Here is a 12,177-nt window from a genome sequence, read left to right as displayed (position 1 = left end):
ATGAAATTACGTATAGTAAGAATTAAGTGAATATTTTCTTATCCAGAGAGGTGGAGGGACTGGCCCGATGAAACCCAGCAACCGCGATGCAGGTGCTAATTCCAGCAGAACATATTTGTTCTGGGAGATAAGACGAAGATATATACGTAACTTCTTCTTATCGGAGAGGTTTTTTTGTTGCAAAAAAACCGATTACGAAAATTTATACTAAGAAGAAAGGGGTTGCGCATTGCTGTGACACTCGAAAAATACGTAAAACTGCGTAGTACAGTTTATGAATATATGATAGAGCAAGATAAGCCAATATCATTGTTAGATATTCAAGAACATATCGTTTCGCATCATGAAGGAAAATTCACGAAAAAGATGTTACATCAATTTTATTTATCAAGACTATTAGATGAACTGAAACTGGATGGGAAAATTACATTAGCTGATGAATATCTCTATACTGAAAAAGGGGTATTTTATAAGGCGAGAAAAGGGAGCTAAGCTCTCTTTTTTTTAAAATAACGGAGTATGTAGAGTAAAAGACTGCTTAAGCAGCCTGATACAGGGAATGGTGTTGAGTGTGTAGTGTCAAAAATTGAATGTGCCTGAAAGAGGCAATTCGTATCGGCTGCAAATGAAAAGAGACACCTTCGCCGAATAGGTGTCAGTCGTTTTGCAAAATAGACTTGCTATTTAACAGTTCTTAGAATAACATGCAGGGTTTTGGAAGTCAAAAGGGAATTAAAGGAAGGGGTACAATTATGTACGCTTACTTATTAAAAGATATAACGAAATGGATCCCAAAGTACGTTGTAGATAAGGGATATGAATATTATGAAGATGGACATGTAGAAGATGTTGAAATACAAGATAACAAAGTGTTTGCTTTCGTTACTGGAAATGCAGGGAATTATGAAGTAGTTATCGATCTCGAAGATTTTTCAAAAAGTAGTTGCGAATGTCCGTATGAAAATTATTGTAAACATATGGCGGCAGTTGTTTATGATATTCAAGGTGCTGGTGAGAGTGCAGTTAAAGAGAAACTGAAAGATTTAGAAAAAGAAGAGTTACTTACTGTATTAAATCGACTGTTGCAAAGTTCGAAAAACGTACAAATTGTAGAGAAGTTATTAAAGAAGGGGTAATTTTAACGATAGAGGGAGTTGTTTTGTAGTGAACGTACTGATTATATACGCTCATCCTAATCCTTCAAGTTTTAACGGGGCAATTTTAGAGCATGTGCAAAAAGGGCTACAGGAAACAAATCATTCGGTTACGTTGCTTGATTTATACAAGGAACAATTTGATCCGGTACTTGTATTCAATGAAGAGAAGAAAAGACGTGATTTAATAAATGAAGAAGAGACAGCGCGGTATAGAAAATTAGTGGAAGAAGCAGATACACTTCTCTTTATATATCCGATATGGTGGTGGGGGATGCCAGCTATTTTAAAAGGTTTTATTGACCGTATTTTCGTAGCTGGATTTGCTTATAAATATGAAGGGGCTCTGCCGAAAGGATTATTGCAAGGGAAAAAAGCGTGGGTTATTAATACGTTAGACTCACCTCTATGGTACGTCGCATTGTTATATCGATCAGCAGATTGGATTATGATGAAGAGAGGTGTTTTACGTTTTTGTGGCATTCGTGATATAAAACGGTCAGTGTTTCAATCTGTGAAAACGAGTAAAGTATCAAAGCGTGAAAAATGGTTATTACAAATAGAAGAAAAGGCTCGTACATTATGAATGAAGTCGATCGTATTATAAACTGTTGTCAGTATGATAACGAACTTTTTCGGAAGTATATTACGTGTTTACTTCAATTGAAAAAATGCAGCGATACATTTCAACAAATTCAAATAGAGTTAAGAAATGATTATTTAATAAGAGGGATTTGTGAAAGAGAAGTTGATGAGGTAGTACGGGGAAGTAAAGAATATGAAATGCATTTTCTTCCTAAAGTATTACAGTGGAATTTCTTGAGGGAAAATCCACATTTAATTGAAAGAGTGTGTGAAGATTTTTTTGCGTTTGAGTCATTACATCTTACGGACATAGAGTGGAAGACAGTTATAAATTGAATGGGAAATGAATGATTTATTATGTAAAAAAGCTAGTATAAAACTAGCTTTTCGTTTAAATAAATAAAAAGCATAGACTAATGATGAAACCTGCATATAGTAAGTTAATAACGCAAAATCCCATAATGTCACGAGCACCTAAACCAGCTATCGCTAATGCTGGTAATGCCCAGAAAGGTTGAATTAAATTCGTCCAAGCATCGCCCCACGCAATGGCCATTGCAGTTTTTGCAGCAGGTACACCAAGTTCAGCGCCAGCTGGAATCATAATTGGTGCTTGCACGGCCCATTGACCGCCACCAGATGGAACGAAAATATTAACGATACCAGCACTTAAAAAAGTAAAGAGCGGGAAAGTTGATTCGTTTGAAATGCTAATAAAGAAATTAGAAATAGCCCCTCCAAGTGAAAGTCCTTCACTATTTGCTCCAATCATCATGCCCATAATTCCTGCGTAAAACGGAAATTGAAGTAAAATGCCAGAGGCACTTTTCGTAGAGTCTGAAAAAGCGCGAATATACTGAATCGGAGTGCGGTGGAAAATAAGTCCAGCAATTAATAACATAAAAATCACGATATCGAGAGTAAGATTAAATCCTTTCGTATAAAAGTAATTGAAAATATAAATGAGACCTAACAATCCAACACAAAGTGTAATAATGATGCTATTTTCCATTTTTTCAGCGAATGTATTTTTTTCTACTTCTTGAGCAGCAGCTTCTTCATGGAACACGCTAGGATCTACAGTTATCGTATGTTTTTCATCTGGATGCATCGCTTTATTAATGAGAGGCATCGTAACGAGAAAAATAATAACTGGAACGAGAGCGTATGGTGAGAATAACGTTTCTGTTATCGGAATTGCCTCTTTAATACTTCCAGCAGTCGTTTTAATTAACGTTTCACCGCCTGTTGCTAACGTAAGAGGGATAGAGGCAGAAAGACCGGCATGCCAAATGAGAAATCCAGAGTAAGAAGAGGCAATTGCTAGTCTATAATCTAATCCGTCCAGTTGCCTTGCCACTTCTTTTGCGTATAAAACAGATACAACAATTCCAAAGCCCCAGTTTATGTATGCACCAAGTAAACTTACAATGGAAATGGCAATAATACCTTGTCCATTCGTTTTCGGTAGTCTGGCAGCTTTCGTTAATCCTTTTTTAATAAGAGGAGCATTTGCTAAAGCAGATCCAGTCACGAGTACAAGTGCCATTTGCATAGAAAAGGCGAGGAGTCCCCAAATTCCATTACCCCAGTGATTAATCATTTCTACAGGTGTTTGGTGAGTCGCAAACATACCAAAGAAGATAACGAAAACAGTTAGTAAACATGATAAAATAAACGGTTCTGGCAAGAAGCGCTGCACTAAGGCGACGCAACCATTTGTAAAGGAACGAAACAAAATAGATCAACCTCCTTATGTATATGTATTACAATTATTCGAGGTTGTTTCGTTCATAACCTTTTAGAATCGGAAAATTCTGATATTTTAAAAGGGATTGAAATATTTTCAATAAGAGTAGTACCATCATCACCCTGACAAAAAAATGATGGTAGCGGCATATAAGCAAATATTTTATACCGTAAGTGCTGAGCTACCTAACAATCCATCCAATCTGTTTGATAATAGTGTTTACTTTTGATGAGTTAACTCGTAAAGGAGTAAGTCATTCAGCTCCACCTGTTATGGTTTCAAATGTAGCTTATGGTAGAACGATTTATGTAAAATTAGAAACAACATCTAAGAGCAAAGATGTACAAGCTGTTTTTAAATCCTTACTTAAGGATAACAGCGTTGAAACAAGTGGACAGTATAAAGATATTTTTGAAGAAAGTACCTTTACTGCTGTAGTATTCATATTTCTTATGGCTGTATCAATGTTTTTAATGATTGCATTTCCCATTATTAAATCCCCATAAATATAGCCTATCTTAGGTTGATAGTGATGCATGGTGCCTCCATGTATGTAAATGCATCTTGTCGAAATTATTAAAAAGGGGAATCTTTCTATTTGAAGAACTAATAATTGATTGTCAATATGTATTAGAAATCTCAATCTAAACTAAAGGAGAACAAAATGGGACAAAACAATAAGGGCTTTTCTGAAACAGGATTGCGCAAAATGCGCAATATATTGGCGCGGCATGTCGATTCTGGAAAGATTCCTGGGCTCGTCGCCTTAGTCAGCCGAAACGGCGAGACGCACGTCGAAGCACTTGGAACAATGAGGCATGATGGTGGTGCACCAATGCGTCGGGACACGATTTTTCGATTGGCGTCCACTAGCAAGCCAATCGCAGTTTCACCAGTAATGGTTTTGCTCGATGAGTGCAAACTGCATTTAGACGACCCAGTAGACAAATGGCTACCGGAACTCGCCGACCGGCAAGTGTTGAAACGACCCGATGGCCCGCTAGAAGAGACCGTCCCAGCACGGCGTCCTATCACTGTACGAGACTTGTTGACCTCCACATTCGGGCTCGGAGTGGATCTCACGTTGATGGGTTCTCCAATCATGAACTCGTTCTTCGAGAGTGGGATATTCGACACGCCAGGGCAGGATATGCCCGATCCAGATGAGTTTATGCGTCGCCTAGGTGCACTTCCGCTAAGCTATCAGCCCGGAGAGCGGTGGCAGTATCATATCAGTATAGAAGTAATCGGCGTTCTTGTTGCCAGGGTCACGGGTCAGACGTTCGAGTCGTTCTTGCACGAACGCATATTCGATCCGCTAGAAATGAAGGACACTGGATTCTACGTACCTCAGCTTAAGATTGATCGGCTTCCACCAGCCTTCACCCCCAATCCGGAGACAGGTGAATTCATCGTGTGGGATGAGGGGGCGGGTGGACGTTACAGCAAACCTCCAGCATTCCAAGCAGGCGGTGGTGGACTGCTTGGAACCGTCGACGATTATCACGCGTATTTGCAGATGCTTTTGAATAAAGGGATGCACGGCACTAAACGGATCCTGTCTAGGCCCGCAGTACAGCTGATGACCACCAACCGTCTTACTCCGGAACAACAAGTATACCGAGACGATTTGGCCAAAAATAACGTCCATTTGTCGTTCGGACAAGGGATCCAAGGTGGCTGGGGCTTTGGGATGGCGGTGCGTACCTATCTTGGAGACTACGCGTCTATCGGTCAATTCGGCTGGGATGGTGGAACCGGTACTTCAGCTTACGCTGATCCAGATAAACAGTTTATTGGAATTCTGTTCACCCAGGTTGGGATGTCGACTCCGGCCCCATCGCATCTTATCCAAGACTTCTGGACCACGGCCTACCAAGCGATCGAAGACTAGGGTATCGTTTAAAGGAAAACGCCAAAACGGATAGATAATCATGGGCTTGATGGCCATGATCACCACCATGGTTAAAAGTGAAGTACTGCGGTAACAGTTAGGCATTATTAATAATAGCACAACAAAAACTCCTCTTGAATGCAAGAGGAGTTTTTTATTGGGAATAGTAAGGATGAGGGGAGGTGCATTACATATGGGAAAAGGTAGAAGTAATAATGCAGGTAAAAAGCAACCAAATTTCGATGATTCATCTAATTTCGCTAAACAAAGCCAACCGACAGAAAAGAAGAAGAAATAAAAAAAGGATCTCTCTATATCAAGAGAGATCCTTTTTTATTATATTGACGTTTTAGCACAACAGATTGAGTGTTCAATTAAATAGCCATAACTGTGCAAGGTTTAAACTCCTGCTTCCACTACCGTGGAAGCTTCTCTAAATGATGTGCAATATCAATATACATATTTGAGTAAACTGAATGTATTTCATTACTTGGCGTAGCGTTAGAAGAGAAGTGGACAATTACCATATTTGCTTTCGGATCAATGTAAAGTGTTTGTCCGTAACTACCTAACACTTCAAAAGCACCTTGTTCATTGTGCGGAATCCACCATTGATTATGATAAGAAATGGAAGCTCCAGGGCTAATTGCAAGTTCACCTTCTTGGACATTTTTTATATCTTCAGTAATAGAAGAAGGGAGAATTTGTTTTCCGTTATATTCCCCGTTGTTTAATAGTAATTGCCCGAATTTCGCCATATCTCTAGCAGTTGCATTTAAGCCAGCGCTTGCTTGTTCTATTTTCGTTTCATCTGTAACGTAATACGCGTTTTCTTCCATACCAATTTGAGACCAAATTCGTTCGCTAACATTTTCAGCTAATGATTTACCAGTGATAGTTCGAATAACCCAAGCGAGCGTTTCTGTTGATACGTTATTGTAAGAAAAGGCAGAACCAGGCGGTGCAGTTTCTTCGGCTTCTCGTAACATATCATAAATTTTCATCGGACCATCGTAATTTTTGTCGCGGGGTAAAATATTGCTAGCTAAATATAATTGTGCATCTTGATTTTCTAGCCCAGGTTGCTCATATCCATGAGTAGGATATTCAGCTGAAACTTGCATGTCCATTAATTGCTGAAGTGTGGCATTACCGAATGGTGTATTTTTTAATTCTTTTATATATGTGTCAGCTGTTTTTTCTAAGTCAATACGTTTTTCTTCAGCGAGAGATTGTATAATTGCCCCGGTAAAGACTTTTGCTAATGATGCCATACCATGAGGTTCATTCTGTTTATACCCATTGAAATATCGTTCATAAACAAGTTGTCCATTATGTACAACGACAAAAGCATCTGTTTTGTTATCGTCTAAAAGTTTTTTTAGAGGAGTTGTATTTCCGAATCTACGCTCCACAGCAAAATCGTCTAAGTTTTGCAATGCGAAAGGGAAGTGAGCAATTTGGTCAGGATTTTTTTTTACGTCATTAACTAAAGTGAATTCTTTCATATGGGTATACGACCAACGTAAGTAAGGGTCATTTAACCAGTTTTCTTTTGTCACATTATGTTTTGATGGGGTCGTTTTATTTTGTTTGAAGTAAGTAAACCCAAGCCCTGTAATTACAAATATGAATGTTAGTATAAGTAAGAGTAGGGGAGATTTTTTTAGTTTCATATATGGCCCTCCTTTTTATTTCTACTATAAGTATACGCTCGTCTTGAAGGAAATACAAAATAAGGAAAGTAAACGGGGAAGTTTACTTTCCTTATTAACGTTAAGCGGAAATTTTTCCGTCTGTAGGTTGTTGTTTGAATTTTTGTTTTCGTCCGTGTAATCCATAATATAAAAGTAAAGTGAAAGCAACGATAATAGCTGCGATAAAATACATATTATGATAACTAGATTTCGCTGCGACAATACCTAAAATGAAAGAACCAAAGCCAATACCACTATCAAAGAATGAGAAATACGTAGCTGTCGCAGAACCACGTCTATGGTTTGGAGCAGCAGAAATCGCAATCGTTTGGAAACTCGGAATTAATGTTCCGTAACCTAAACCGATTAGCATACCTGCGCCAAGGAACCAAAATGAAGTTTGTGCTTGGCTTAATATGAACATTCCGATTGTGAAAATAATGATAGCAGGGTAAACAAGTACATTTTCACCGAAGCGATCAAAAATCTTTCCTGTAAATGGACGAGAAATGACAACGACAAGTGCATATACAATGAAGAAATAACTTGCAATTTCACTTAAACCGAGTTCTTTCGCATAAATAGGAATAAAGGATAAAATACCACTATAAGAAAAGGCTAAAACAAATCCTGTAAGTGCAATCGGAATAGAAGATGGTTCGATTAAGTCTTTCCATTTCATTTTTTCACGTTTTTGTTTGCTCACAGGTGCTTCATGCGGAATATTTACAAGTAGTCCTAATAAAAATGCAAGTAATGAAAATACGGAACAAACGATAAATAACACAGTAAACGAAAAATGAGAAATAATTGTTAAACCTAAAAAAGGACCAATTACCATCGGCAGACTCATAAATACGCCGAAATATGCAAGTGCTTCGCCTCGTCTATGAGCTGGCGCAACATCAGTTACAATCGTACCAGTAGCTGTCGTTGCCATCCCGAACCCAATACCGTGCAAGAAGCGAAGGGCAAGTAATAAGAATAAACTTTGCGCACCGAAATACATAACAGTAGCGGCTAAAAATAATGAAAGTGAAATAAATAATATTTTCTTTCTTCCTAAATCATCGAGCCATTTTCCTGTGAATGGTCTACATAAAACAGAAGAAATAAGAAACACAGTTGCAACTAAACCAATTTCCTCAGGTTTTCCTTTTAGGCCGTCTATTACATAGACAGGCAGAGTAGTCATAAGCATGTAAAATGTTAAGAAGAGAAATAGACTACTAAAACAAGTTCCGAGGAAATCCTTCGTCCAAAGTTTCTCACTTTGCATCGTCATCCCTCCAATTTAATCTAAATTTTTAATAATTTGTTGTAACACTTGAAATGCTTGATGTAAATCATCTTCATTAATACCTTCTAGCGTTTTTTCTTCGAAAGTGTCAACTTCTTCTTGCCATACTGGAATCATCTTTATCGCTGTTTCGGATAAAGAAATGAGCTTCTCGCGGCGATCTTTACCTTCTGTACGAATAATCCATCCCATCGTTTCCATACGTGTTAACGTACGAGTCATCGTTGGTGATTCAACATTTAAATATTGGCATAATTCTGTTTGCGTACAAGAACCAGTTTGATTAATGCGGAAAATAACAGCCCACTGCGCACTAAATAACCCAGTTGGAGATACACGTTCATTAAATTTCTTCGTAAACTTTCGAGAAGTCTGGCTGACGATATGAAAAAAATGTTGTTTTTCGTCCATGTATTTTGATCCTTTCAAATTAGTTACCTAGCTAACTATATACTTTTTTATAATAATTGTCTAGTAATAGACATGTTGATTTATGTAAAAAATTCTTATAGGTTTTATGTTGCGAACGTATATTCTACGTGCTATTCTTTAATTAAGTAAAGAATTTTCTTTCTATTAAATAGAATGGGGGAACTTGTGATGATTAAGCCTGCAACAATGGAGTTTGTTTCACTATCGAACGGAGAAACGATTGCATATCAGGAAGTTGGAAGGCGAAATACAGATATTCTTGTACTCATTCACGGGAACATGACATCGTCACAACATTGGGATTTAGTTATTGAAAAGTTGCAAGATCAATACCATATTTACGCTCTTGATTTAAGAGGGTTTGGACAATCAACGTATAATCAGTCGATAGATTCACTACAAGACTTTGCAGAAGATGTAAAATTATTTATCGACGAGTTAAAGTTAGAGAAATTCTCATTAATGGGTTGGTCAATGGGCGGTGGTGTTGCGATGCAATTTACAGCGAATCACCCAACTTTTGTAGAAAAGTTAATTTTAGTAGAATCAGTAGGAATGAAAGGATACCCAATCTTTAAAAAAGATACGAATGGGCAGCCAATCGTATCAAGTTTAGTAAAGACGAAAGAAGAAATTGCGCAAGATCCAGTACAAATCGCTCCAGTATTAGACGCGATAAAAAATATGAACAAACTATATTACCGTACAGTATGGAATCTATTAATATATACACATAATCAACCTGAACCAGACCGTTATGAAAAGTATTTAGATGATATGTTAACGCAACGTAATTTCGTAGATGTGAATTATGCGCTCATTACATTTAATATTTCGGATGAACATAATGGGGTTGTAGAGGGAAGTAAGCAAATTCATCATATTAAAGCGCCGACACTCGTCATACAAGGTGATAGAGATTATGTCATACCGCAAGTAGTCGGTGAGGAATTAGCGAAACATTTGCCAAATGCAGAGTTGAAGGTATTAGAAGATTGCGGACACTCACCGTTTATTGATTGTTTAGATGTATTTATAAAACATGTAGAAGATTGGCTAGAATAGAAAGAATCCCCAAAATGAAAAGTTTTGCATATACTATAACATTTGTATGTATAAGGGGAGATTATCAATGCATAAACCATCCTTAATCGCTTATTCGCCATATGATCATCATATCTATACAAAAATAATGATAGATCCGATGTATATGCAAGTTTCACCAGCTGTAGTCCCTTTACAAATGCAGCAGCCACTAACAGCTCATATGCAACATTACTTATATGGATCTTCATTTTATGAAAATCCATATTTTAAACACTTTCATTACAATGTGAAAGCACAAGTTTGGGAAGGGTAGGAAGCTAAAAGGTTAATTCTTTTAGCTTCTTTTTTATTGTGAATATTCGTACACGCATTTGAAAAAACAGTTTATAATGAAAAGTGGAAGCGTGAGAAGGAGAGGGACAAAGGATGTCAATGCGTTTTACATTTTGGATTATGGTTGGGATTGTAGCAATTTCTGGTTTATCACAAGGAATGCTCTTACCTGCCATTGCAATGATTTTTGAACAAGAAGGGGTTAGTTCAAGTATTAACGGTATTCATGCGACGGCATTGTACATCGGGATATTAGTTATTTCGCCGTTTCTTGAAAAACCGATGCAAAGGTTTGGAATGAAGCCAATTATTGTTATAGGTGGGTTTCTCGTTATTATTTCATTATTCTTTTTTACACAAACATTTTCGTTTTGGGTATGGTTTATCCTTAGATTTCTAGTTGGAGTCGGAGATCATATGCTTCATGTCGGAACACAAACGTGGATTACGACAACATCAGACCCAAGTAAAATAGGGAGACAAGTATCGATATACGGTGTATTCTTCGGAATTGGTTTTGCTGTTGGTCCGTATTTAGCAAGCACTGTGCAGTACGGTCTTGCAACACCATTTATTATATCTACTATACTTTGTTTAATAGGTTGGCTTTTACTACTTCCAACAAAAAATGCATTCCCAGCGCAAGATGAAAGAGAAGTGAAGAGTGAATCATCATTTTCTCGTTATAAACAAGTTGTTGGATTAGGGTGGATTGCGTTACTAGGACCACTTGCATACGGTGTACTTGAGGCGATGTTAAATAGTAACTTACCAGTATACGCACTTCGTAAAGGGTGGTCTGTTTCAGATGTATCCTTCTTATTACCAGCATTTGCAGTTGGGGGTATTATTACACAGATTCCGCTCGGTATATTGAGTGATAAATACGGAAGGGATCGTATATTAACGTGGACGTTTAGCATAAGTACGGGCATTTTTCTACTTGCCGCCGTATTTGATCAATATTACTGGATCGTCTTTGCCTGCATGCTTTTAGCGGGTATGGTTATTGGATCGTGTTTCTCTTTAGGGCTTGGATTTATGACTGATTTATTACCGAGACATTTACTACCGGCAGGTAATATATTATCCGGAATCGCTTTTAGTTTAGGAAGTATTATGGGGCCTGTATTAGGCGGCGTATTTATAGAGAAAATACAGTATACAAGCTTTTTTATTGCGGTTATGATTATAATGGGAATTCTAGCAATGTTATATATGGTCTACATGAAGAATCAATTCGCATCAAGAAAAATAGAAAGTAGGTTAGGGCATGACAAAACAACCTAATAAAAAGAAATTTGAAGTACTAGAAAATGAAACAATTACAGACTGCTTAGCACGTATGGAGCAAGAAGGCTACGCTCCGTCTCGTCGTATGGAAGAGCCGATCTTTCATGAAGTAAAGAAAGACGGCAAAACAGTAGTTGAGCCGTGCGGTAGGAAGATTGTTTTTGAAGGGAAATTGAAGTAATCCAATAACAAATTCTCTTTATCGTATAGAGCCATCCAATAGCTGGGTGGCTTGTTTTTTTATTAATCAATGAAGGAAGGAATTAATTAAAATGAATCTCCCTTTCATTTCTCCTAATTGGCTTCTTTATATGGGTCAAAAGATTGCTACTTTTTTTGTATATTGGTAAAATAAGTTCTTGGGTCTTACTTATTGTTATCGGTATAATGTTTGTCGCTTAACGTAAAGAAATTAGTTACAATGATTCCATAATATTTAAAGGGGGTACAGCAACGATCCCCTCTTTTTGGAGCCACTCACAAACGTAAAGCAAGAGAAGAGGCTATATGAACTATTCTTCTATCTTGTTTAGATTAAACGAGTTACTGCAATTGGAACAGGTATATGAAACTAGTCGACATCCTGATGGATCATGTTTCTCTAGCAATCTATCAATTCTGATGGAATTGATAGATTGCTAGAGAATGGAAAATGATTATCTGTATATTCCGAAGCAGATGTAACAGAGTGT

Annotated in this window: 13 protein-coding genes, 1 pseudogene and 1 riboswitch; of the genes and pseudogenes, 10 read left to right on the top strand and 4 right to left on the bottom strand. The window is 37.4% G+C overall.

Annotated elements, in window-relative coordinates; translation table 11 throughout:
* The first annotated feature begins 35 nt into the window (after positions 1-35).
* Positions 36-134: riboswitch (SAM riboswitch) on the top strand.
* Between the two features lie 40 nt (positions 135-174).
* The 4 genes from QCI81_RS03360 to QCI81_RS03345 all read left to right on the top strand — a co-directional run bounded on the left by QCI81_RS03360 (position 175) and on the right by QCI81_RS03345 (position 2,075).
* Positions 175-492: a hypothetical protein gene (locus QCI81_RS03360; protein WP_002094089.1), complete on the top strand. Its 318-nt coding sequence runs from the start codon at positions 175-177 to the stop codon at positions 490-492.
* Positions 493-752: 260 nt separating this feature from the next.
* Positions 753-1,136 carry an SWIM zinc finger family protein gene (locus QCI81_RS03355; RefSeq protein ID WP_000271534.1) on the top strand — a complete coding sequence of 128 codons (384 nt, stop codon included), beginning with the start codon at positions 753-755 and terminating at the stop codon, positions 1,134-1,136.
* A gap of 28 nt (positions 1,137-1,164) precedes the next feature.
* Positions 1,165-1,740, top strand: a complete 576-nt coding sequence (locus QCI81_RS03350; RefSeq protein WP_063547993.1) for an NAD(P)H-dependent oxidoreductase — start codon at positions 1,165-1,167, stop codon at positions 1,738-1,740.
* Positions 1,737-2,075: a group-specific protein gene (locus tag QCI81_RS03345; RefSeq protein WP_071731060.1), complete on the top strand. Its 339-nt coding sequence runs from the start codon at positions 1,737-1,739 to the stop codon at positions 2,073-2,075. The genes QCI81_RS03350 and QCI81_RS03345 overlap by 4 nt, the downstream gene beginning before the upstream one ends.
* 55 nt (positions 2,076-2,130) lie before the next feature.
* Here QCI81_RS03345 and QCI81_RS03340 read toward each other — a convergent pair whose 3' ends face one another.
* Positions 2,131-3,477, bottom strand: coding sequence for a short-chain fatty acid transporter (locus QCI81_RS03340; RefSeq protein WP_053563982.1), 1,347 nt, complete (start codon positions 3,475-3,477; stop codon positions 2,131-2,133).
* 136 nt (positions 3,478-3,613) lie between these two features.
* On the opposite strand from QCI81_RS03340, the pseudogene QCI81_RS03335 reads away from it, so the two are divergent.
* Both QCI81_RS03335 and QCI81_RS03330 read left to right on the top strand, forming a co-directional pair.
* Positions 3,614-3,929: pseudogene (locus QCI81_RS03335) on the top strand (thiol-activated cytolysin family protein); the annotation flags it as partial.
* A 224-nt stretch (positions 3,930-4,153) separates the two neighbouring features.
* A complete protein-coding gene (locus tag QCI81_RS03330) occupies positions 4,154-5,383 on the top strand; it encodes a serine hydrolase domain-containing protein (RefSeq protein ID WP_353810610.1) in 1,230 nt (409 codons plus the stop codon).
* Between the two features lie 416 nt (positions 5,384-5,799).
* On the opposite strand, the gene QCI81_RS03325 is transcribed toward QCI81_RS03330, so the two are convergent.
* The 3 genes from QCI81_RS03325 to QCI81_RS03315 all read right to left on the bottom strand — a co-directional run bounded on the left by QCI81_RS03325 (position 5,800) and on the right by QCI81_RS03315 (position 8,791).
* Positions 5,800-7,059: a serine hydrolase domain-containing protein gene (locus QCI81_RS03325; RefSeq protein ID WP_071731896.1), complete on the bottom strand. Its 1,260-nt coding sequence runs from the start codon at positions 7,057-7,059 to the stop codon at positions 5,800-5,802.
* Between the two features lie 100 nt (positions 7,060-7,159).
* Positions 7,160-8,359: an MFS transporter gene (locus QCI81_RS03320; RefSeq protein ID WP_071731897.1), complete on the bottom strand. Its 1,200-nt coding sequence runs from the start codon at positions 8,357-8,359 to the stop codon at positions 7,160-7,162.
* A gap of 15 nt (positions 8,360-8,374) precedes the next feature.
* Positions 8,375-8,791, bottom strand: coding sequence for a MarR family winged helix-turn-helix transcriptional regulator (locus QCI81_RS03315; protein ID WP_000343680.1), 417 nt, complete (start codon positions 8,789-8,791; stop codon positions 8,375-8,377).
* Between the two features lie 189 nt (positions 8,792-8,980).
* On the opposite strand from QCI81_RS03315, the gene phaZ reads away from it, so the two are divergent.
* The 4 genes from phaZ to QCI81_RS03295 all read left to right on the top strand — a co-directional run bounded on the left by phaZ (position 8,981) and on the right by QCI81_RS03295 (position 11,666).
* A complete protein-coding gene (phaZ, locus tag QCI81_RS03310; protein WP_071731898.1) occupies positions 8,981-9,877 on the top strand; it encodes an intracellular short-chain-length polyhydroxyalkanoate depolymerase in 897 nt (298 codons plus the stop codon).
* Between the two features lie 67 nt (positions 9,878-9,944).
* Positions 9,945-10,172, top strand: coding sequence for a hypothetical protein (locus QCI81_RS03305; RefSeq protein WP_000549497.1), 228 nt, complete (start codon positions 9,945-9,947; stop codon positions 10,170-10,172).
* A gap of 113 nt (positions 10,173-10,285) precedes the next feature.
* Complete coding sequence (locus QCI81_RS03300) at positions 10,286-11,482, top strand: MFS transporter (RefSeq protein WP_000062798.1); 1,197 nt, start codon at positions 10,286-10,288, stop codon at positions 11,480-11,482.
* Complete coding sequence (locus QCI81_RS03295; protein WP_000166303.1) at positions 11,466-11,666, top strand: NETI motif-containing protein; 201 nt, start codon at positions 11,466-11,468, stop codon at positions 11,664-11,666. Before QCI81_RS03300 ends, QCI81_RS03295 begins: the two co-directional genes overlap by 17 nt.
* The last annotated feature ends 511 nt before the right edge of the window (positions 11,667-12,177 follow it).

This window comes from Bacillus cereus group sp. MG20 (assembly GCF_040459885.1).
Lineage (GTDB): Bacteria > Bacillota > Bacilli > Bacillales > Bacillaceae_G > Bacillus_A > Bacillus_A cereus.
The sequence above is the reverse complement of the archived record's forward strand: the minus strand, read 5'-3'. Positions and strand labels throughout refer to the sequence as shown.

Bases quoted from the DNA above. Each gene is read 5' to 3' on its own strand.
- QCI81_RS03300 (WP_000062798.1), top strand. From the start codon at position 10,286: ATGTCAATGCGTTTTACATTTTGGATTATGGTTGGGATTGTAGCAATT.
- phaZ (WP_071731898.1), top strand. From the start codon at position 8,981: ATGATTAAGCCTGCAACAATGGAGTTTGTTTCACTATCGAACGGAGAA.
- QCI81_RS03305 (WP_000549497.1), top strand. From the start codon at position 9,945: ATGCATAAACCATCCTTAATCGCTTATTCGCCATATGATCATCATATC.
- QCI81_RS03330 (WP_353810610.1), top strand. From the start codon at position 4,154: ATGGGACAAAACAATAAGGGCTTTTCTGAAACAGGATTGCGCAAAATG.
- QCI81_RS03325 (WP_071731896.1), bottom strand. From the start codon at position 7,059: ATGAAACTAAAAAAATCTCCCCTACTCTTACTTATACTAACATTCATA.
- QCI81_RS03295 (WP_000166303.1), top strand. From the start codon at position 11,466: ATGACAAAACAACCTAATAAAAAGAAATTTGAAGTACTAGAAAATGAA.
- QCI81_RS03315 (WP_000343680.1), bottom strand. From the start codon at position 8,791: ATGGACGAAAAACAACATTTTTTTCATATCGTCAGCCAGACTTCTCGA.
- QCI81_RS03355 (WP_000271534.1), top strand. From the start codon at position 753: ATGTACGCTTACTTATTAAAAGATATAACGAAATGGATCCCAAAGTAC.
- QCI81_RS03320 (WP_071731897.1), bottom strand. From the start codon at position 8,359: ATGCAAAGTGAGAAACTTTGGACGAAGGATTTCCTCGGAACTTGTTTT.
- QCI81_RS03345 (WP_071731060.1), top strand. From the start codon at position 1,737: ATGAATGAAGTCGATCGTATTATAAACTGTTGTCAGTATGATAACGAA.